This is a genomic window from Cryobacterium cryoconiti, from assembly GCF_004403065.1.
Lineage (GTDB): Bacteria > Actinomycetota > Actinomycetes > Actinomycetales > Microbacteriaceae > Cryobacterium > Cryobacterium cryoconiti.
This window is the reverse complement of the sequence record NZ_SOHA01000005.1, coordinates 333276-353685: the sequence shown is the minus strand read 5'-3', so window position 1 is coordinate 353685 and position 20410 is coordinate 333276. Positions and strand designations below refer to the sequence as shown.

Below are 20410 nucleotides of genomic sequence, written 5' to 3'. Positions count from 1 at the left end.
TCCTAGGCCTCACTGTTCGTGGCGAGACCCAGATGGGCCCGAGTGCGGCGCATCGAATCTGCGGAAAAGATGATCGTCTTCATCCCGGTCGATGGTTCGGGGAGGGCCAGAAAATCATCCAGTGCCCGACCGAGGTCTGGTTCGATGCGGTCGACGACAACGTCGTCGTAGGTCAGCTGCAGGGCAATGTCCTGTGCCTTCGACCCGGAGGCGATCCGGACCCGGCCGAGTCCGGATGTGTTGACCGGCCAGAAATAGGACGGGTCACGCACATCGGATCCGATCGCGATGAGGATCTGTTCTGTTCCTGATTCGAGACTGTCCACGTTCAGCTGGAAACTGGCCGGATTCTGGACGAGAACAAATTCAACCTCCTGGCCGCGAACGGTGACGATCTCACCGCGGCCGAACACCGGCGGGATCGCCGAGATGGCATCGATTGCAAGACCTGCGTCGAAACGGTCACCCAAGGCAGCCTGCGCGGTGCACAGTGCCGTCAGCGCGTCCACGGCGTAGTGGGTGCCGCGTGCCGGCAACCGCAGCGGCAGTTCCCGACCGGAAATGCTTACCGTGGCGTTCCGACCGTGTACCTGGGTGAGGAGCATGCCCTCCCCCGCCTCGAGACGGTCGACCGTCGTGGCGCTGTAGCCCAGGCCCCGGGGATTGGCCGCGAGTACTTCAGCGGAGACGCCATAGCGTGCAACGGCGGCGGACCCGTCGAGTTGGGCGACGAGATTCGTCAAGTACTGGTCGTCAGCATTGATGACCACGGTCCCGGTTGCCCGGGCCGCGATCTTGACCAGCATGGCCGCGACCATGTCCGAGTCGTGGAACCGATCAATCTGGTCGACCATGACGTTGGTGAGCGCGACGATCCGCGGAGTCAGCGTCCCGGAGATGAGGGCCCCGTGTCCCTCATCCATTTCGAGTACGGCGATATCCCCCGCGATGTGCCCGCTGAGGCTCGCCTGCTCGAGCAGGGCGGAGGTCAGTCCCTGACTGATGTTGGCCGTGGACTGGTTGGTGAAGACCACCGATCCGTGCGCGCGCAACGCCGCCACCAACATTTTCGTGGTGGTCGATTTGCCGCTTGAACCGGTGACGATGATCAGGCCGCCGGGGAAGCTGTTGAGGGTTCGGGAAAGGAAGCCGGGGGCCACCTTGTTGACGACGAGTCCCGGGACGGCGGAACCGCCCCCAGGCTTCCTCCATCGGGCCAGTTTCCGTACGACTCGTCCCAGGAGAATCGCCGGCGCGTAGCGCAAACCGCTCTCTATTCGAGGTAGTCGCGTAGGGACTGCGACCGGGAGGGATGACGCAGTTTGGCCATGGTCTTGGACTCGATCTGACGGATGCGCTCACGCGTCACCCCGAACGTGTCGCCGATCTGGTCGAGGGTCTTCGGCATGCCGTCACCGAGGCCGAAGCGCATGCGGATGACGCCGGCTTCGCGCTCAGAGAGGGAGTCGAGCAGGCTCTCCAACTGCTTCTGCAACATGGTGAATCCGACGGCATCCGCGGGGACGACGGCCTCCGTGTCCTCGATCAGGTCGCCGAACTCGCTGTCGCCGTCCTCGCCGAGCGGAGTGTGCAGGGAGATGGGCTCGCGGCCGTACTTCTGGACCTCGACGACCTTCTCCGGTGTCATATCGAGTTCGCGACTCAACTCTTCGGGCGTGGGCTCCCGGCCGAGGTCCTGAAGCATCTGGCGCTGCACCCGGGCGAGTTTGTTGATGACTTCGACCATATGCACCGGGATACGAATCGTGCGAGCTTGGTCGGCCATGGCACGGGTGATCGCCTGACGGATCCACCAGGTGGCGTAGGTGGAGAACTTGAAGCCCTTGGTGTAGTCGAACTTCTCGACGGCACGGATGAGGCCCAGGTTGCCTTCCTGGATCAGGTCGAGGAACTGCATTCCGCGGCCCGTGTAACGCTTGGCAAGCGAGACGACCAGGCGGAGGTTCGCGCCGAGCAGGTGGCTCTTGGCGCGGGCGCCGTCTTTGGCAACCCACATGAGCTCCCGGCCGAGGGCGCTCTTCTTCTCGGCGTCGGTCATCTGCGACATCTTGTCTTCAGCGAAGAGTCCGGCTTCGATTCGCATCGCCAGCTCAACCTCTTCGGCGGCGTTCAGCAGGGCAACCTTGCCGATCTGCTTCAGGTAGTCCTTGACGGGGTCCGCCGTCGCGCCGGTGATCGCACTGGAGTAGACCGGCACCTCGTCGTCGTCGTCGACCAGGGAGAGAACCAGGGCACCGCTCGGAAGAGCCTCGGCGGAAGCCGCTCTCTTCTTCTTGGCCTCATCAGAGTCGTCGTCGGCATCCGTGTCGTCGCCGTGAGCAGACTCATCATGGTCGTCCGACGCCGGCTTGGCCTTGGCCTTCGTGCTGGCGGCGCGCTTGCGCGGCGCGGGCTTCTCTTCGCCGTTCGCCGCTGCGGCGGCTGCCGCAGCAGCCTTGGCCAGAGCGGCCTTCGTCGGCTTCTTGGCGGCGGCCGCCTTGGGCGGCGCCGCAACGGCCTCCGGAGCGTCTTTTGTGCTCACGGTGGGCTCTTCGGTCTGCTCGATTTTTGTACGGGTTGCCATTCGAACACCTCTCATGCCGGGGCGTGGACGCCGGCGGCGCTGCCAGACCGGTCCCGACCGAGTGGGTCTGGCGGGAGGTGAGCCTGAGCAGTGTGGATTTTGGGCAGTACTAGGACCCATGTCAAGTCCTGGGATACTCGCACCGGCATCACGGCCGGTGCTCCCAGGTCCAGAACGGGCCCTATTGACAATTATTGCATGCTTTGTGTATGAGACAAGCCAGGCGGAGGACTATTCCGGTCGTTGCCGCCGACGCCATGCGCGCGCCACGGCGACCCAGAGCGGAGCGACCTCGAGTCCCTCGTCGCGGGAAAGCTTGGTGCGAGTGCGGGTTCTGGCACGCAGAAGGAATACCACCCCGATTCCCACCACGAGGAACTGCACGGAGAAGGCGACCCGGAAGGAGCTCAGTGAGTAGAGGTCGGACTCCGCTCCCCCGGCAACCCGCCACGATTCCTGCAGATCGAGCAGGAGCCCGATGAGATAGACCATCACGAAGCTGGCGGTGAAGCCGCCCACGTTCACGACACCGTTCGCCGACCCGTGGTTGCGTTGGGGATTGAAAGTGCGCGCGAAGTCGAAGCCGATGAGCGATCCAGGACCGCCCACGCCGAGAGCGATCAACAGAAGAACCATGAGCCAGAACGGCGGTTCCCCCGGCCACAGCAGGACGGCAGCCCAAGCGGTACCCATCATGGTGACCACACCGAGCACGATGTTGCTGCGGCGCAGCGGGAAGCGGGCTGTCAGAATGCCCAGAATCGGCCCACATATCATCCCTGCGCCCACCAGGACCATGAGCATCGCGGCGGCCAGCGAGGGATCGTAACCGAGCCCGTAGACCATGAAGGGGAAACCCCAGAGCAAAGTGAAAACCGTTCCCGAGGACTGGGTGACATAGTGCGACCAGAAGCCGAGCTGGGTGCCCGGGCGCTTGAAACTGTGCTTGAGCTGCACCAGCGCGGAACGCCAACTGTTGGGCCGGTTCTCGATGGACGCCCGGTCCGGCTGATCACGCACGACCACGATCACAACGACGAGAGCCACGACCGCGACGGAAGCGGCGGAGAGGAACGTCGTCGTCCAGCCCCAGGTGTGCAACACCCAGGCCAGCGGCACGGCCGACAGGACTTGACCGAGCTGACCGATGTTTCCGAGCCACTGCGAAAGCTGCGGGACGATCCGACCGGTGAACCAGGATGAGATCAGCCGAATCATCGAGATGAACAGCGCCGCGTCCCCGGCCCCGACGAGGATGCGCCCGATCACGGCGACGGAAATATCCGGGGCGAAGGCCAACGTGATTTGCCCGAGGACCATGAGCGACGTGCCCGTGATGATCAGCACGCGCGCGCCGTATCGATCGATCAGAACGCCCACCGGAATCTGGGCGGCAGCGTAGACCGCGAGCTGGACCACCGCGAGGCTGGACAGCAGCGCGGCGGAACCGCCGAACCGTTCGGTCGCCGCGACGCCGGCGATACCGAGGGATGAGCGCTGCAGGACAGCAGAGAGGTACGCGAACGACCCGACGTAGAAGATCAACCAGGACCGGCGCGAGTTCATTGCCCCCAACTTACTCGCGTGTCACTGGAGCCGGATTCACGACGCCGCTATGCAGGCGTCAAACCCTGGGTTTGATCAGGCCGGCGAACCGTCGTCCCTGCTCCGCCGGGTGGCCAGAAAATTTTCCAGCTCGGCGGCGATCTCATCGGCACTGGGCAACTCGCCGTCTTCATCCGTCAGCGGTGAGTGCAGCGTGCTGCCCTCCATGTAGGTGTCGTAACGCTCCTCCAGTGTGGTGACCAGCTTGGCCAGCTCAGGATTGTCGCGAACCTGTTCGTCGATGCGGGCAACGAAGTCCCGATTCTGCTCTCGCACATGGTCGGTGGGGAAGATCAGTCCCGTGGAGGCGCTCGTGCTGTCCAGTGCAGCCAGGGCAGCCAGGGGAAACTCGGTGTCCGCCAGATAATGAGGGACCAGGAGCACGAACCCCGCGACAGAGGCACCGCTCTCCTGAAGCCTGAATTCAAGCAGGTGAAGAGCGTTCGCGGGCACCTGCGTGTGGGGACGCCACACGGACATGTTCTCAATCAGATCGGTTCGATTACCGCTGACGGTGACGCCGATGGGGCGCGTGTGCGGAACCGGCATCGGAATCGCATGCACCCAGGTGGTCGAGGCCACTCTGAAGTGCCGCTCGATCTGCTGAACCGCCGCGGTGAACTGCTCCCAGCGGAAGTCCGGCTCGAACCCGGCGAGCAGCAGGAAAGGCTGCCCGATCTCGTCTCTGGCCAAATACAGTCGCAATGCCGGAGGCTGATAGTCGGTGAGATGATCCTGGTCGAAGTAGATGATCGGACGTCGAGCCCGAAAGTCCAGAAGCACGTCAGCGTCGAAGGACGCGACGACGGTGTGCTCGAGGGTGGCGAGGAGATACTCGGAGAACTGAGAAACCGCACCGCCCGCATCCGCGAACCCGGTCAAACCCGCGACAAGGTGGAGCCCTTCCGGGACGTTCGAGGCGTCCGTGCTCAGCTCGTAGATGTCACCGGGATCGCGCATGTCATTAACTGTAAGCGCCAATTTTGGCCGTGTGCGGGAATCGGCGCCCACACCGTGATGCCCAGAGCGAACAGGCCCGGCGCGTACGATCAGGGGATGACTGCACCTCGCCTGACCATATCCGCTGGACCCGCCCTGGAATCGGAGGTGGACGTTCTCATCGTCGGCGCTCTCCAGTCCGGTGATTCCGCCACGCTGTTCGCCGACCCGGCCTTCGCTGTCCTCGCGGGCCAGCTCGCTCCGCTGGGGATCACCGGCGGACGCGACCAGGTCGTGCGCCTCACCGCCTCCATCGGCGCCGCTCGGAGCATCGCCGTCGTCGGAATCGGCAAGGAAGCCACCATCGACACCCTGCGCCACGCTGCCGGGTCCGCCGTCCGCCAGCTCACCGGGGTCACCTCGGTCGCCTTCGCTTTCCCCACAACCTCGGATGCTGAAGTTGAGGCAGTGCTGGAGGGTGCGGCACTCGGCGCTTACTCCTACACCGCCTACCGTCAGAGCTCACTTGCCGCGACAAAGTTGCCGGCTCAGGAGATCACTGTTCACGCAGCCGATGAGCCGTCCGGGGCCGCCGAGCGCGTCACCGTGATCGCAGACGCGGTCAACCTGGTCAAGGACCTGGTCAACATGCCCCCGTCCGACCTGTACCCCGACTCTCTGGCCCGCCAGGCCGTCGACGCCGCGGTCGGCCTCCCCGTCGATGTGAGGGTCTGGGACGAAGTGCAGCTCGCCGCCGACGGCTTCGGCGGCATCGCGGGCGTCGGACAGGGATCGACGAGGCCTCCTCGCCTGGTCAAGGTCAGCTACTCACCCGAGGGAGCGACGCAGCACCTCGCTCTGGTGGGCAAAGGCATCACCTTCGACACCGGCGGACTCTCTCTCAAGCCGCCGGCATCCATGGTCGGGATGAAGTACGACATGACCGGGGCGGCCACCGTCCTGGCCGTGACCCTGGCGGCCGCCCGTTTGAAGCTGAACGTGCGGATCACCGCCTGGCTCTGCATCGCGGAGAACATGCCCTCCGGCTCGGCCATCCGGCCCAACGACGTGTTACGGATCCGCGGGGGGCGAACGGTCGAGGTGTTGAACACGGATGCCGAGGGACGTCTGGTCCTGGCCGACGGGCTTGTCGCCGCCGGCGAAGAGAACCCGGACGCGATCGTCGACGTCGCCACCCTGACCGGCGCCGCTCTGGTAGCCCTTGGCACCCGGTACTACGCCGCCATGGGTGAGGACGCCCTGGTCGCCCGGGTACTCACTGCCAGCAAGTCGGTCGGTGAGCTGGTATGGCCGATGCCGCTGCCCGAGGAACTCCGCCCCCTGCTCAACTCGGACGTGGCCGACATCGCCAACGCCAAAATCGGCAGCGCCCACGGCGGCATGCTCCTCGCCGGCGTTTTCCTTCAGGAGTTCATCGGCACGCGCGGCGACGGTGACGCCGCCGAGACGATCCCGTGGGCGCACCTGGACATCGCTGGTCCTGCGCACAACACGGGCAGCGCCTGGGGCTTCACGAATGCAGGTCCGACCGGAATCTCGGTTCGGACACTGTTGCGACTGGCGGAGGACTTTTCGCGCCCGTAGTACAGTCGAGTGGGCGACAAATCTCGCCCACTCTTTGCCTGCCCGGAGGCGTCTTCTCGCACTGGGCGGTCCAGGTGGTGATGATGCATAAGGGAGTATCTGGGTGTCGGAACAGAATTTTGACCTTGTCGTTCTCGGCGGCGGAAGCGGCGGCTACGCAGCCGCGTTGCGTGCCGTTCAGCTCGGCCTCACCGTTGGCCTGATCGAAAAGGGAAAGCTCGGTGGCACCTGTTTGCACCTCGGCTGCATCCCGACCAAGGCGCTCCTGCACTCCGCCGAAGTTGCCGACGTCAGTCGTGAAGCGGCGAAGTACGGCGTCAAGACGCAGTTCGACGGCATCGACATGCCGGCAGTCAACGCGTTCCGCAAGAGCATTGTCGCGTCGAAGTACAAGGGGCTGCAGGGCCTGATCAAGTCGCGCGGCATCACCGTCATCGAAGGCGAAGGTCGCCTGGTCGCACCCAACACGGTTCAGGTCGGCGAAGACACCATCGTGGGCAAGAACGTCGTGCTCGCGACCGGTTCATACTCCCGCTCGCTGCCGGGGCTCGCCATCGGGGGCCGCGTCATGACCAGCGAACACGCCCTCGAACTCGAGTTCGTTCCCCAGAAGGTTGCAGTGCTCGGCGGCGGCGTCATCGGTGCCGAGTTTGCGAGCGTGTGGAAGTCCTTCGGCGCTGACGTGACCATCATCGAGGCACTCCCCCACCTGGTCCCGAACGAGGAAGAATCCATCTCCAAGCAGCTCGAGCGCGCGTTCCGCAAGCGCGGCATCGAGTACTCGCTCGGAGTCCGATTCCAGAGCGTGACCCAGCACGAGAACGGCGTCGTCATCACGCTGGAGAACGGCACTGTCATCGAGGCCGAGATCCTGCTCGTCGCCGTCGGCCGTGGCCCGTCAACGGCAGGGCTCGGCTTCGAAGAGGTCGGCGTCACCATGGACCGTGGCTTCGTCCTGACCGACGAGCGCCTCGCGACGAACATCCCCGGCGTCTACGCCGTGGGTGACATCGTCCCCGGCCTGCAGCTCGCGCACCGTGGGTTCCAGCAGGGCATCTTCGTCGCCGAGGAGATCGCGGGCCTGAACCCGATCGTCGTCGATGATCTCAACATCCCGAAGGTGACCTATTGCGACCCCGAGATCGCGTCCGTGGGCTACTCGGAGGCCAAGGCCGCCGAAAAGTTCGGCGCCGACCAGATCTCGACCTTCGAATACAACCTCGGTGGGAACGGCAAGAGCTCCATCCTCGGCACGAGCGGTTCGATCAAGCTCGTTCGGGTCAAGGACGGCCCCATCCTCGGCGTCCACATGATCGGCGCCCGTGTCGGCGAACTCATCGGCGAGGGACAGCTGGTCGTGAACTGGGAGGCGTACCCCGAGGACATCGCCCCGTTCCTGCACGCGCATCCCACCCAGAACGAGGCGCTCGGCGAGGCCTTCCTGGCCTTGGCCGGCAAGCCTTTGCACGCCTAACCGCCGAGTTTCGGCATCACGACATTCAGAACACCACATACAGACAAATGGCTTTGAAGGAGACAATCGCATGAGCGAATCCGTTAACCTCCCGGCACTCGGTGAGAGTGTCACAGAGGGTACGGTCACCCGCTGGCTGAAGAACGTGGGAGACCGCGTCGAAGTCGACGAGCCGCTGCTGGAAGTTTCGACCGACAAGGTGGACACGGAAATCCCGTCCCCCATCGCCGGCGTGATTGAAGCGATCCTGGTTCAGGAGGACGAAACCGTCGAGGTCGGCACCCCCCTGGTCACCATCGGTGACGGTTCTGCCGCCCCGGCCGCACCCGTCGAGGCGCCGGCACCCGTCGAGGCTCCGGCACCCGTCGAGGCTCCGGCACCCGTCGAGGCTCCGGCACCCGTCGCAGCGCCGGCACCCGTCGCAGCGCCGGTTGCGGCACCCGCACCCGTCGCCGCTCCGGTGACCGCGCCGGCACCGGTGTTCGCGCCGACGCCCGTGGTCCAGGCTCCCGTTGCCACTGCCCCTGCGGCGCCCGCCACTCCGGAGCCCGTTGCGGAGACCGCGTCCCGCGGGTCACACGCCGGAACCTCCGGCTATGTCACGCCGATCGTGCGCAAGCTCGCGAATGAGGCCGGAGTCGACCTGTCCCGAGTTGTCGGTACCGGCGTGGGTGGCCGCATCCGCAAGGAAGACATCGCGCTCGCCCAGGCCGCAGCTCCGGCCGGCACCGCAGCGGAAGCCGCGCCAACCGTCGAGGTTTCCGCCCTGCGCGGGACCACGCAGCCCATGTCCCGCCTCCGCAAGGTTGTCGCTGAGCGCGCCGTCATCTCGATGCAGTCATCGGCCCAGCTGACGACCGTTGTCGAGGTTGACGTCACCCGGATCGCGATCCTGCGCGACGCCGTGAAGGCCGACTTCCACGCCAAGACCGGCAACAAGTTGTCCTTCCTGCCGTTCTTCGCTCTGGCCGCCGCCGAGGCACTCCAGGCGAACCCGATCATCAACGCCACCATCGACGGCGACACGATCGTGTACCCGAGCCAGGAGAACATCAGCATCGCGGTCGACACCGAGCGCGGACTGCTGACCCCGGTCGTGCGCAACGCGGGAGACCTCGATCTGGCCGGTTTCGCGGCGCAGATCGCCGATCTCGCTCAGCGCACTCGCGACAACAAGCTGAAGCCCGACGAACTGTCTGGTGGCACGTTCACGCTGACCAACACCGGTTCGCGCGGTGCCCTGTTCGACACGCCCGTCGTGTTCCTGCCGCAGAGCGCCATCCTCGGCACCGGGGTCGTCTACAAGAAGCCCATCGTCGTGACGCAGGGCGGCCTCGACGCGATCGCAATCCGCTCGACCGTGTTCCTGGCACTGTCCTATGACCACCGCATCATCGACGGCGCGGATGCGTCACGCTTCCTCGTCACCATGAAGCAGCGTCTCGAGGCCGGCGCTTTCGAAGCCAACCTCGGCATCTAGTCGCAGGGCGCCCGATTCGGCAGCAGGAAGAACTGAACCGGACACCCTGACTAGTAGTCGAAAACCTCTCTGATCCGCCAGCCGGCCTCGCCCTTGACCACAAGGACCGAGGCCGGCTGTCGTTCCGGGTCTGGTGCGTGGAGCGAGACCAGCGCGGCATCCCCGGTACGTTCCACAAGCGCAGCGGACCACGTCTCCAGCGGTTCCAGCACGGGTGCCCCGCCGCCCTGCTGCACCATGCGCAGGGCATGCGTGTCTGCGGCCAGGGCAGCCGATTGAGCCTGATGAACGCCATCGAGGCAAATTACTGAGACGTCCTGGAGACAACCCCACCGAAGGCGCAGCAGGACCGAAACAGCGAGAACGGGGTCGTCGCCTGTGATCACCTCGTCGGACATATCCGCTGGGTCGGCGTCCGCGGACGAGGCTATCGTCGTCGGCGGCGTTGCCTCCGGTGCGCTCATGGTGCCGGGAGCGTCGAGGGCGGTGAGCAACAGCCCGGTCGAAACCACTACCGTTGCGGCTGCGAGCACGAGCGGGCCGCGACGGGCGGAACGGACGGCGCCGATGAATCCGCCCAGGGCCGCGGGAGGCTTCAACGCTCCAACCCGGCCGACGACGGCGCGAGCGCAGGCGGAGGACGCGCCGACCATCCGTTCCCAACCGGACTCCTCCGCATGGCCGTGCACCGTCGCCGCAGGAGCACTGTTCGTGACCGGGTCCGGCAGCGACCGCCGCAGCAGCTCACCGGACACCTCACTCCGTTTGCCGTCGGCCGGGCCGCGGGCGCGGTCCAGCCGCACCGGTCCTGCATCAGCCCATGCGAAGAGGAGATGTTCGAGTTCGTCGACGGTACCGGCCGGTTCGCCTCGGCCGTGCGGCCCGCACCATCGTTCCACCGCACGTCGTGCCGGTCCGGACGAGGTATCGGGATGCACCTGATCGAGGACGGCACGCACCAGCTGCCCAACGTGCCCCTGCACCGAGTCGAGAACCTCCGCGCGTAGCGAACCCGGGCCGGGCAGGTCCTGAAGCGCACGGAGTCCGATCAGCACCGGACGGCCGCTGGCGTCGAAGAGAATCGTCGACGGGTTCGGGCCGCTATGCACGAGGCCGTTCGCATGCAGTTCGGACAGGGCCGCAGCGATCGGCGCCAGGATCGTGACCGCTTCACCCGGCTGGATCCAGGGATGGTCCCGCAGGTGCCGGCTGAGTGTCCCGCCCGTGACATGTTCGAGCACCAGAGCGGTGCGGCCGTCGGGAAGGGTTCCCAGGTCGTGCAGGGCGGGAAGCCGACCGGTGCTCAACCTCGTCAACGCCAGAATTTCGCGTTCGACCCCTGACTGGTCAGAAACGGGTCGGAACACCTTCAGGACCACGGGAGCACAGCGGTCCGTCGGCTCCGGCGCGGCCTCGCCGGTGCCCGTGGCGGCTGTGCGCTCGGGGGCAACGCCAACGTAGAGATCGGCGAGGTCGCTGGACGCGAGACGTCGCAGCACCCGGTACCCGGCGATCAGCGTCAGGGTGTCCGTCGGATCGGCGGACGCTGAAGGTCTGGTGGGGCTGCGTGGACGTCGTGGCCGAGTTCTCATGCAGGAATACTGGACGGGCCGAATCGTCTGCGGCCCGGCCCGGGGTTCCGTGCGGGGACACCCGGGCCACGATCTCCGTGGGGAGGAGGGGCCGGGGATTAGGATGGCTGCATGCTCGACTTTGTCGTCGCGGGGCTAAGCGCCAACTCCGTGCCGTATGTTGAGGGCCTTGAGCTCCAACGCGCAGTCCACCGTTCCGTCGTCTCCGGAGAGAGGCCGGACACCGTCATTTTCCTCGAACATCCGAGTGTGTACACCGCGGGGAAGCGAACCTCTCCTGACGAGAGACCCACCAACGGCACCCCTGTCATCGACGCGGACCGCGGTGGCAAGATCACCTGGCACGGGCCAGGCCAGCTCGTCGGCTATCCGATTCTGCGCCTCCAGGAGCCGGTCGACGTGGTCGGCTACGTGCGCCGCCTCGAGGGAATCCTGATCGACGCGCTGAGCGACGTCGATGTCGTCGGCCGCCGGGTTCCAGGCCGGTCCGGCGTCTGGGTCGGCCCGGTCGGACAGGAGAACAAAATCGCCGCTATCGGAATCCGCGTTGCGGAAGGAGTGACCATGCACGGCTTCGCCCTCAATTGCAACAACTCGCTCGAGCCCTACGAGCACATCATCGCCTGCGGAATCACGGATGCCGGAGTCACAACGGTTTCGGCCGTCATCGGCCGCGACGTGAGCCCCGTCGAACTCATCGCCCCCATCACGTCGCGCTTCCAGTCCAGCCTGGCGGTGACGGCATGAGCGCGGCACCCGAGGGTCGCAAGATGCTCCGACTTGAAATTCGCAATATGGAGACCCCGATCGAGCGAAAGCCCGCCTGGATCAAAACGGTGGCGCGGATGGGGCCCGAATATCGCAAGCTCCAGGACCTCGTCAAGGGTGAGAATCTGCACACCGTGTGTCAGGAGGCCGGCTGCCCGAACATCTTCGAATGCTGGGAGGATCGCGAGGCAACGTTCCTGATCGGTGGATCACAGTGCACGAGACGTTGCGACTTCTGCCAGATCGACACCGGTAAGCCGGCAGAGTACGACACGGATGAACCTCGCCGCGTTGCTGAATCCGTCGTGAAGATGAACCTCCGGTACGCCACCGTGACGGGCGTGGCCCGCGACGACCTGCCTGATGAGGGGTCCTGGCTCTATGCGGAAACCATCCGCCAGATCCACCGTCAGAGTCCGGGAACGGGTGTTGAAATCCTGGTTCCGGATTTCTCCGGCAATCCAGACCATCTGGAAGAGGTATTCTCCGCTCTCCCCGAGGTGTTCGCGCACAACGTCGAGACTGTTCCACGCATCTTCAAGCGTATCCGCCCCGCGTTCCGGTATGACCGGTCGCTTGACGTCATCACCCAGGGTCGCAAGGCCGGCCTGATCACGAAGTCGAACCTCATCCTCGGCATGGGCGAAGAGCGATCGGAAATCAGCCAGGCCCTGCAGGACCTGCACGATGCCGGCACCGACATCATTACGATCACCCAGTACCTGCGGCCCAGCGCACGTCATCTGCCTGTTGCCCGATGGGTGAAGCCCGAGGAGTTCGTCGAGCTCAAGGAGGAGGCGGAGGCCATCGGGTTCCTCGGCGTGCTCTCCGGTCCCCTGGTGCGATCCTCCTACCGGGCGGGCCGCCTCTGGGCGCAGTCCATGCTCGCGACGGGCCGGGAGGTTCCGCCGCAACTGCGCCACCTGGCGGATGCCTCCCTCGGGTTCGCCCAGGCGGTCTCCTGACCCGAAATCGGTCACCCTCCAGGCGGGTGACTCGGTAGTCTTGGAACCATGGCACGCAGCAAGGACAAGACTCCCCGCCCCCCCAAACAGCCCGGCCGCCTGAAGCAAATGTGGCAGGTGTTCCAGATGACGCGGCGCTACGACTCGAAAATCGTGTTGTTCATGATTCTCGCGTTCGTGGTGCCCGTCACGGTCGCCGTCGGACTCGCCCTCATTCTGTCCCCCGGCAACATACTCAACCTCGTGTTGTGGGCCATTTCGGGCGTGCTCGCCGGCATCCTGGCCATGCTGATCATCCTGGGACGGCGTGCCGAGAAGGCCGCGTACTCCCAGATCGAAGGGCAGCCCGGAGCCGTGGGCGCCGTGCTGCGCAGTTCTCTCAAGCGCGGCTGGGTAGGCAGTGAAATGCCCGTAGCCGTCAACGGCAAGACCCAGGACGCCGTTTACCGCGCGGTCGGCCGGGGCGGGGTCGTGCTTATCAGCGAGGGCCCGCGGACCCGCACGGCGCGCATGCTCGAGGAAGAACGACGTATGGTCACCCGGCTGGGTGGCAGCATCGCCATCACGGTCATCAGTGTCGGTCCAGACACCGACGCCGTCCCCTTGCACAAGCTGGCCCGCCGTCTCACGCGGATCAAGCCCACGCTGACCAAGGCCGAGGTGCTCGCCGTGAACAACCGGTTGAACTCCATGACCAAGAAGCTGCCGATTCCCAAGGGAGTCGACCCGATGAAGGCCCGTCCCCAGCGCGGAAACTAGCCAGGTTCGTAACTCTCGGTTCGGAACTCTCGGTTCGTGACTCTCGCCCGTTCGGGCGGGAGTCAGCTGCGGATGAGAACGGTCCCGGCGACCTTGTCATGGAAACCGCGCTGGTCCGAGTCCCAGACCAGGGCAGGGATCGCAAGACCCAGTAGTACAGAACGCACGATCGGGCGCCACAGGCCCACCCATCCGCGCTGCAGCGGCACGACCCGGAGACCGAACAGCCGGTGGCCGATGCTGCCGCCGATGGTCGGGATGAACACGATCTGCAGTGCGACGAAGAGTCCGGACACGGCGAAACCGTTGACCACACCATCCGGACTGAAGAACAGGACGCCGGCTCCGTAGGCGAGGGCCCAATCGATCACGAGCGCCCCGATTCTGCGCCCGACCCGGCCCACCGAGCGGCTACCCTCATTCGGTAGACCGAGACGCTCCCCCGGCCATCGGCTCGGCGGAAGCTGTCCAAAGGTGGTTGAATTCGAGGCTGCGGCAGACACACGATGAGTCTACCGAGCGGGCCTCGCTGTAACATGTGTGAAACATAAGCGTCACTGCCGGGTAATGGCACGCCAGTAGCCTCAATGGAGCCGCAGTGCGCGACTGTCACGATCAACGCCCACGTCGTTTGGAGTAAAACCGCATGTTCCGCGATTCGTCAGAGGTACTCAAATTCATCAAGGACACCGACGTCAAGTTCCTTGACATCCGTTTCACTGATCTGCCGGGTGTGCAGCAGCACTTCAACATCCCCGCGTCGACCGTCGATGAAGAGTTCTTCACCGTCGGGCAGATGTTCGACGGTTCGTCGATCCGCGGTTTCGCGTCGATCCACGAGTCAGACATGCAGCTGATCCCGGACGTCACCACGGCCTACATCGATGCGTTCCGCACCGAGCGCACGCTCATCATGCTCTTCGACATCTACAACCCGCGCAACGGTGAGATCTACTCGAAGGACCCGCGTCAGGTGGCCAAGAAGGCCGAGAAGTACCTCGCGTCGACCGGCATCGCCGACACGGCTTTCTTCGCCCCCGAGGCCGAGTTCTACATCTTCGATGACGTTCGCTATGAAGTGAACCAGCATTCCAGCTTCTACTCCGTCGACTCCAGCGAAGGCGCCTGGAACTCCGGCAAGGAAGAAGTCGGCGGAAACCTCGCCAACAAGACCCCGTTCAAGGGCGGCTACTTCCCGGTCAGCCCGGTTGACCAGCACGCCGACCTGCGCGATGACATCTGCCTCAAGCTGATCGACGCCGGGCTCATCCTCGAGCGCAGCCACCACGAAGTCGGCACCGGCGGCCAGGGCGAGATCAACTACCGCTTCGACACCATGGTCCACGCTGCGGACGACCTTCTCAAGTTCAAGTACATCGTGAAAAACACGTCGGCCGAGTGGGGCAAGACCGCCACCTTCATGCCCAAGCCCCTCTTCGGAGACAACGGTTCCGGCATGCACACGCACCAGTCGCTGTGGGCCGACGGCAAGCCTCTCTTCTACGATGAGGCCGGCTACGGTGGGCTGTCCGACGTCGCTCGCTGGTACATCGGAGGCCTGCTCAAGCACGCTGCCGCCGTGCTCGCGTTCACGAACCCGAGCGTCAACTCGTACCACCGTCTGGTTCCCGGTTTCGAAGCCCCGGTGAACCTGGTCTACTCAGCCGGCAACCGTTCGGCCTCCATCCGGATCCCGATCACGGGCACCAACCCGAAGGCCAAGCGCATCGAATTCCGCGCGCCGGACGCCTCGGGCAACCCGTACCTTGCCTTCGCCGCCCAGCTGATGGCCGGCCTCGACGGGATCAAGAACCGGATCGAACCGCATGAGCCGGTCGACAAGGACCTCTACGAGCTCCCGCCCGAAGAGGCCAAGAACATCCCGCAGGTTCCGGCGTCCCTCGGAGAAGCCCTCACGGCGCTCGAGAACGACCATGACTTCCTGCTCGCCGGCAACGTCTTCACGCCCGAGCTGATCGAGACCTGGATCGACTACAAGCGTGAGATGGAAATCAAGCCGCTGGCCCAGCGCCCGCACCCGTTCGAGTTCGAGCTCTACTACGGCGTCTAAGCCAGAGCCGACACCGGCAACGACCACAAAGGGCCGCATTCCTTCGGGGATGCGGCCCTCTGTGGTTCCCGGCCTGGTCAGCCGCCGAAGGGGCCGGTGCGTTCCACGGGCCCGTAAAACAGACGCTCGAACACCGATCGAGCCCGGCGGGTCACCGACAGATATTCCTCCTCGAGCTGATTGGCCGAGCCGGGCGGGTATTCCAGAACGCGGGCGACACCCTCGAGCTGCACACGGTCAGTCGGAAGCACGTCAGCGGTCTTGTTGGTCCAGAGCGTGATCGCGGATCTGCAGCGGGACGCGAACATCCAGGCCGCAGTGAGGGTGTCGGCATCCGCTTCCCCCACCAGACCCGCAGCGACCGCGGAGCGCAGTGCGCCGAGCGTCGACGTTGTGCGGAGAGCCGCTTCATCGGCGGCATGCTGGAGCTGCATCAACTGCACGAACCATTCCACATCGCTCAACGACCCCCGGCCCAGCTTGAGGTGGCGGTTGGGATCGGCCCCCTGCGGGAGACGCTCGTTCTCGACGCGCGCCTTGATACGTTTGACCTCACGGACCGCCTGGTCACTGATCGCCTTCGGATACCGCACCTCGTCGGCAACGGCCTCGAAGTCGGCCAGGAGTGCGGGGTCGCCCGCGACTCCTCTCCCCCGCAGCAACGCCTGCGCCTCCCAGGTCAGCGACCAGCGACGGTAGTAGGCCTCGTACGACTCGAGGGAACGAGCAACGGAGCCGTTCTTGCCTTCCGGGCGCAGCCCGATATCCAGATCGAGGGGCAGGCGGTTGTCGTCGGTGAGCCGGGAGAGTTCTTTCACGATGAACTTCGCACGGTCATGGGCAGCCTCGCCGGTCAGGGTCCCCGGTCGGAACACGTACATCACGTCGGCGTCCGAACCGAACCCCAACTCGGAACCGCCGAAGCGGCCCATACCGATCACGGCGAATTCGATGCCGTCCGAACTCGGCCCGTCCACGGCGCCCTCGAGGGTGGTCCCACGGATGGCGGCCAGCACTCCCTGGATGACGGTGGCGGTGACGTCGGTGAGCCCGGTCGCTAACTCGTCGATGCTGACCTGGCCCAGGATCGCCGACATTGCCAGCCGAAGCATCTCCCGACGCCGGGCCGTGCGCAGGATCGACGCGGCGGCGTCCGGGCTCTCATGGCGCGCCAGGACGGCGCGGGCCTCCTCACGGAGTGTGGTGGAACTGCGCGGGCGCAGGTCGTCCTCGTCTTCCAGCCAGGCCACGGACTCGGGGATCGTCTCGAGGAGCTCTCCGACGAACCGGGACGAGGAGAGAACCCGGGTGAGCCGCTCGGCCGCCCCGGAGGAATCGCGCAGCATGCGCAGGAACCAGTAGGTCGTGCCCAGACTGTCGCTGAGCCGCCGGAAGGCCAGCAGCCCGTAGTCCGGGTCCGCGCCCTCGGAGAACCACTGCAAAAGCACGGGCAGAAGGTTGCGTTGGATGGTGGCACGCCGGGATACCCCGCCGGTGAGCGCCGCGATGTGGCCGAGGGCCCCTTTCGTGTTGCGGAAGCCGATCGCGGCGAGTCGCGCTTCGGCCTGAGCACTGGTCAGGTTGAGGCCCTCGGCCGGCAGCGCCGCCACAGCGGATAGCAGTGGGCGGTAGAACAGGCGCTCGTGCAGACCGCGCACGCGGTGTTTGGTGTTCACCCAGCGTGTGGTCAGCTGGGCGGCGTTGGGGGCCAGCCCGGTGGCACGGGCCAGGACCCGCAGGCTCGCCTCGTCGCGCGGCACCAGGTGGGTGCGCCGAAGCTTCTCCAACTGCAAGCGGTGCTCCATGAGTCGGAGAATCCGGTACTCATGGGCGAACTCCGCCGCCTCGGCGCGGCCGACGTAGCCGCTCTCGGCCAGTGCGGTCAGTGCCGGCAGGGTGCCCGCCTGACGGACGGTCGGGTCGGTCTGACCGTGAACCAGCTGAAGAAGCTGCACGGTGAACTCGATGTCGCGCAGCCCGCCGGGACCGAGTTTGAGCTGCACCGCGACTTCGTCGTCGGGGATGTTCTTGGTGACGCGTTCCCGCATCCGCTGCACGGACTCGACGAAGTTCTCCCGGCTGGCGCTGGTCCAGACCTTCGGGGAGACGGCCGCGACATAACGGCCGCCGAGTTCGAGGTCACCGGCCAGAGGACGGGCTTTCAACAGCGCCTGGAACTCCCAGCTCTTCGCCCAGCGGTCGTAGTAAGCCAGATGTGACTCGAGCGAGCGCACGAGGGCGCCGGACTTGCCCTCGGGCCGGAGGTTGGGGTCAACCTCCCAGAGCTCGGGTTCGATGGTCGGCTGGTTCAGGCCGCGCATGAGGAGAATGGCCAGGCGGGTGGCGATGTCGACGGCACGGGGCGCGTCCAACCCGGCTTCGGGGTCTCCTTCGGCGACGAAGATCACGTCGACGTCACTCACATAATTGAGCTCGCCGGCTCCGGCCTTGCCCATGCCGATGATGGCGAGACGGGTTGCGCGCACCTCCGCCACCGGAAAGACACCCCGACCGGCCACCTCACCGGACGTCATGCTGCGGGCGACGGCGAGGGACGCCTCCAGCGCGGCCGCCGCGAGGTCGGCGAGCGTGCGCGCGACGGAGTCGAGGCCGGCAACCGGGTCGACCTGTTCGAGGTCGAATGCGGCGAGCTCCGCGAGACGTCGGCGGTACCGCACCCGCAGCGCCACCCAGCCCGCGTCGTCGATCACCGTGGCGAAGCCGTCCCGGCTGCCGACCGAGTCGAGCAGGTCGGCGGTGAGCTCGGCCAGATCCGGCAGAATCGTGCGTCGCTTCGCGAAGACGGTCAATTCCTCCGGATGGCGCAGGAAGAACTCCGTCAGGCCGCTTGACGCACCGACGACGCGCAGAAGCCGCTGGGTCGGATCCGGCTGGCCCAGCAACGCTCGCAGCTCACGAGGCGCCTGGCGCAATAACGAGACGAGTGCCGCGAGGGCGGCATCCGGGTTCGCCGTCTTGGCCAGCAGCGGAAGGAGGATCCCCGGTTCGGGGCCCCCCAGGTCCACCACTTCCTCCAGTCGGATCCGCACTTCGCGAAGCTCGACGAAGCCCACCCGAGCGAGCTCGGTCAGAGTCAGTTGTTCCCGCGCCATCGGGTCTCGTTTCCAGTGCGGCTAGAGCATCTCGAGGTTCTTGTCGAGCTCGAAGGGAGTGACCTGGGATCGGTACTCCTTCCACTCCTGACGCTTGTTCAGCAGCACGTAGTTGAACACGTGTTCGCCCAGTGTCTCGGCGACCAGCTCGGACTCTTCCATGTACTGGATCGCGTGGTCGAGGCTCGCCGGAAGCTGCCGGTAACCCAGCGCGCGCCGCTCGGTGTCGCTCAGACCCCAGACGTTGTCCTCGGCTTCGGGAGGAAGCTCATAGCCCTCTTCGATGCCCTTCAGCCCGGCGGCCAGCATGAGCGAGTAGGCGAGGTACGGGTTCGCTGCCGAGTCGATGGCACGGTACTCGACGCGGGCGCTCTGGCCCTTGTTGGGCTTATAGAGCGGGACCCTGATCAGCGCTGAACGGTTGTTGTGGCCCCAGCAAACGAAGCTGGGAGCTTCGTCCCCGCCCCAGAGGCGCTTGTAGGAGTTGACGAACTGGTTCGTCACCGCGGTGATCTCCGGAGCGTGCTTGAGCAGGCCGGCGATGAACTGTCGTCCGGTCTTGGAGAGCTGGTACTGGGCACCGGCCTCGTAGAAGGCGTTGGTGTCACCCTCGAACAGCGACAGGTGCGTGTGCATTCCGGAACCCGGATGCTCCGACATCGGTTTCGGCATGAACGTCGCGTAGACGCCCTGCTCGATCGCGACCTCCTTGATGACGGTGCGGAAGGTCATGATGTTGTCGGCGGTGGTGAGGGCGTCCGCATAACGCAGGTCGATCTCATTCTGACCGGGGCCTGCCTCATGATGGCTGAACTCCACCGAGATGCCGAGGTCTTCCAGCATGCGCACCGAGCGCCGGCGGAAGTCGTGGGCCGTGCCGCCGGGAACGTTGTCGAAATAGCCGGCATGGTCCACCGGCACGGGGCCGTTCTTGCCGTACTTGGACGACTTCAGCAGGTAGAACTCGATCTCCGGATGCGTGTAGAACGTGAATCCGCGATCCGCCGCCTTGGCGAGGGTGCGCTTGAGGACGTTCCGTGGGTCTGCCACGGCGGGCTGCCCGTCCGGCGTCATGATGTCGCAGAACATGCGAGCGGTCGGGTCGATCTCCCCGCGCCAGGGCAGGATCTGGAACGTGGTCGGATCCGGATGCGCGAGCACGTCCGCCTCGAACGATCGGGTCAGGCCCTCAATGGCCGAGCCGTCGAATCCCAGCCCCTCGGCGAACGCGCCCTCCACCTCGGCCGGGGCGATGGCCACCGATTTCAGGGTACCGACGACATCCGTGAACCAGAGTCGGATGAACTTGATTCCCCGCTCCTCGATGGTCCGGAGAACGAAGTCGCGCTGCTTGTCCATTCACGCCCTTTCTTGTCGCTCCCTAGGCTACTGTCTGGCGTCGACTCTCGGGCGAAACGGGCCGCCGATCGGCGCGTACCGGCCTTGACTACACTT

Annotated in this window: 15 protein-coding genes; 7 read left to right on the top strand and 8 right to left on the bottom strand. The window is 65.6% G+C overall.

The window, feature by feature from the left end; translation table 11 throughout:
• Window positions 1–2 precede the first annotated feature (2 nt).
• The 4 genes from E3T49_RS03065 to E3T49_RS03050 form a co-directional block, all read right to left on the bottom strand.
• Complete coding sequence (locus tag E3T49_RS03065; protein ID WP_134423362.1) at window positions 3–1160, bottom strand: MurT ligase domain-containing protein; 1158 nt, start codon at window positions 1158–1160, stop codon at window positions 3–5.
• A gap of 113 nt (window positions 1161–1273) precedes the next feature.
• Entirely contained in the window at window positions 1274–2584 is a 1311-nt protein-coding gene (locus E3T49_RS03060; protein ID WP_134423360.1) for an RNA polymerase sigma factor, read from the bottom strand.
• A gap of 231 nt (window positions 2585–2815) precedes the next feature.
• Window positions 2816–4150: an MFS transporter gene (locus E3T49_RS03055; protein WP_134423358.1), complete on the bottom strand. Its 1335-nt coding sequence runs from the start codon at window positions 4148–4150 to the stop codon at window positions 2816–2818.
• 75 nt (window positions 4151–4225) lie between these two features.
• Window positions 4226–5149 carry a proteasome assembly chaperone family protein gene (locus E3T49_RS03050; RefSeq protein WP_134423671.1) on the bottom strand — a complete coding sequence of 308 codons (924 nt, stop codon included), beginning with the start codon at window positions 5147–5149 and terminating at the stop codon, window positions 4226–4228.
• 96 nt (window positions 5150–5245) lie between these two features.
• Between E3T49_RS03050 and E3T49_RS03045 the strand changes: the two genes are divergently transcribed.
• From E3T49_RS03045 to E3T49_RS03035, 3 genes are all read left to right on the top strand, one after another.
• The gene (locus E3T49_RS03045; RefSeq protein WP_134423356.1) at window positions 5246–6733 is read left to right on the top strand and encodes a leucyl aminopeptidase; all 1488 of its coding nucleotides are present in this window, start codon (window positions 5246–5248) and stop codon (window positions 6731–6733) included.
• Window positions 6734–6836: 103 nt separating this feature from the next.
• Window positions 6837–8207: a dihydrolipoyl dehydrogenase gene (lpdA, locus tag E3T49_RS03040; protein WP_134423354.1), complete on the top strand. Its 1371-nt coding sequence runs from the start codon at window positions 6837–6839 to the stop codon at window positions 8205–8207.
• Window positions 8208–8277: 70 nt separating this feature from the next.
• A complete protein-coding gene (locus E3T49_RS03035; protein WP_134423352.1) occupies window positions 8278–9687 on the top strand; it encodes a 2-oxo acid dehydrogenase subunit E2 in 1410 nt (469 codons plus the stop codon).
• A gap of 50 nt (window positions 9688–9737) precedes the next feature.
• Here the strand turns inward: E3T49_RS03035 and E3T49_RS03030 are convergent, their stop codons facing one another.
• Window positions 9738–11279 (bottom strand): protein kinase family protein, encoded by a 1542-nt coding sequence (locus E3T49_RS03030; protein WP_134423350.1) that lies wholly within the window; start codon window positions 11277–11279, stop codon window positions 9738–9740.
• A gap of 111 nt (window positions 11280–11390) precedes the next feature.
• Between E3T49_RS03030 and lipB the strand changes: the two genes are divergently transcribed.
• The 3 genes from lipB to E3T49_RS03015 are packed head-to-tail and all read left to right on the top strand — an operon-like array spanning window position 11391 to window position 13771.
• Window positions 11391–12026: a lipoyl(octanoyl) transferase LipB gene (lipB, locus tag E3T49_RS03025; protein ID WP_134423348.1), complete on the top strand. Its 636-nt coding sequence runs from the start codon at window positions 11391–11393 to the stop codon at window positions 12024–12026.
• Window positions 12023–13012: a lipoyl synthase gene (gene lipA, locus E3T49_RS03020; RefSeq protein ID WP_134423346.1), complete on the top strand. Its 990-nt coding sequence runs from the start codon at window positions 12023–12025 to the stop codon at window positions 13010–13012. The genes lipB and lipA overlap by 4 nt, the downstream gene beginning before the upstream one ends.
• Window positions 13013–13060: 48 nt before the next feature.
• Window positions 13061–13771 (top strand): DUF4191 domain-containing protein, encoded by a 711-nt coding sequence (locus E3T49_RS03015; RefSeq protein ID WP_134423344.1) that lies wholly within the window; start codon window positions 13061–13063, stop codon window positions 13769–13771.
• A 62-nt stretch (window positions 13772–13833) separates the two neighbouring features.
• Here E3T49_RS03015 and E3T49_RS03010 read toward each other — a convergent pair whose 3' ends face one another.
• Window positions 13834–14274, bottom strand: a complete 441-nt coding sequence (locus tag E3T49_RS03010) for an RDD family protein (protein WP_134423342.1) — start codon at window positions 14272–14274, stop codon at window positions 13834–13836.
• Window positions 14275–14417: 143 nt separating this feature from the next.
• On the opposite strand from E3T49_RS03010, the gene glnA reads away from it, so the two are divergent.
• Window positions 14418–15842, top strand: a complete 1425-nt coding sequence (gene glnA, locus E3T49_RS03005; protein ID WP_134363786.1) for a type I glutamate--ammonia ligase — start codon at window positions 14418–14420, stop codon at window positions 15840–15842.
• Between the two features lie 77 nt (window positions 15843–15919).
• Here the strand turns inward: glnA and E3T49_RS03000 are convergent, their stop codons facing one another.
• Complete coding sequence (locus tag E3T49_RS03000) at window positions 15920–18955, bottom strand: bifunctional [glutamine synthetase] adenylyltransferase/[glutamine synthetase]-adenylyl-L-tyrosine phosphorylase (protein ID WP_134423340.1); 3036 nt, start codon at window positions 18953–18955, stop codon at window positions 15920–15922.
• Window positions 18956–18976: 21 nt separating this feature from the next.
• Window positions 18977–20314 (bottom strand): glutamine synthetase family protein, encoded by a 1338-nt coding sequence (locus tag E3T49_RS02995; RefSeq protein ID WP_134363788.1) that lies wholly within the window; start codon window positions 20312–20314, stop codon window positions 18977–18979.
• Between the last annotated feature and the right edge of the window lie 96 nt (window positions 20315–20410).

Bases quoted from the DNA above. Each gene is read 5' to 3' on its own strand.
- E3T49_RS03060 (WP_134423360.1), bottom strand. From the start codon at position 2,584: ATGGCAACCCGTACAAAAATCGAGCAGACCGAAGAGCCCACCGTGAGC.
- E3T49_RS03055 (WP_134423358.1), bottom strand. From the start codon at position 4,150: ATGAACTCGCGCCGGTCCTGGTTGATCTTCTACGTCGGGTCGTTCGCG.
- E3T49_RS03050 (WP_134423671.1), bottom strand. From the start codon at position 5,149: ATGCGCGATCCCGGTGACATCTACGAGCTGAGCACGGACGCCTCGAAC.
- E3T49_RS03045 (WP_134423356.1), top strand. From the start codon at position 5,246: ATGACTGCACCTCGCCTGACCATATCCGCTGGACCCGCCCTGGAATCG.
- E3T49_RS03035 (WP_134423352.1), top strand. From the start codon at position 8,278: ATGAGCGAATCCGTTAACCTCCCGGCACTCGGTGAGAGTGTCACAGAG.
- E3T49_RS03030 (WP_134423350.1), bottom strand. From the start codon at position 11,279: ATGAGAACTCGGCCACGACGTCCACGCAGCCCCACCAGACCTTCAGCG.
- lipB (WP_134423348.1), top strand. From the start codon at position 11,391: ATGCTCGACTTTGTCGTCGCGGGGCTAAGCGCCAACTCCGTGCCGTAT.
- lipA (WP_134423346.1), top strand. From the start codon at position 12,023: ATGAGCGCGGCACCCGAGGGTCGCAAGATGCTCCGACTTGAAATTCGC.
- E3T49_RS03015 (WP_134423344.1), top strand. From the start codon at position 13,061: ATGGCACGCAGCAAGGACAAGACTCCCCGCCCCCCCAAACAGCCCGGC.
- glnA (WP_134363786.1), top strand. From the start codon at position 14,418: ATGTTCCGCGATTCGTCAGAGGTACTCAAATTCATCAAGGACACCGAC.
- E3T49_RS03000 (WP_134423340.1), bottom strand. From the start codon at position 18,955: ATGGCGCGGGAACAACTGACTCTGACCGAGCTCGCTCGGGTGGGCTTC.
- E3T49_RS02995 (WP_134363788.1), bottom strand. From the start codon at position 20,314: ATGGACAAGCAGCGCGACTTCGTTCTCCGGACCATCGAGGAGCGGGGA.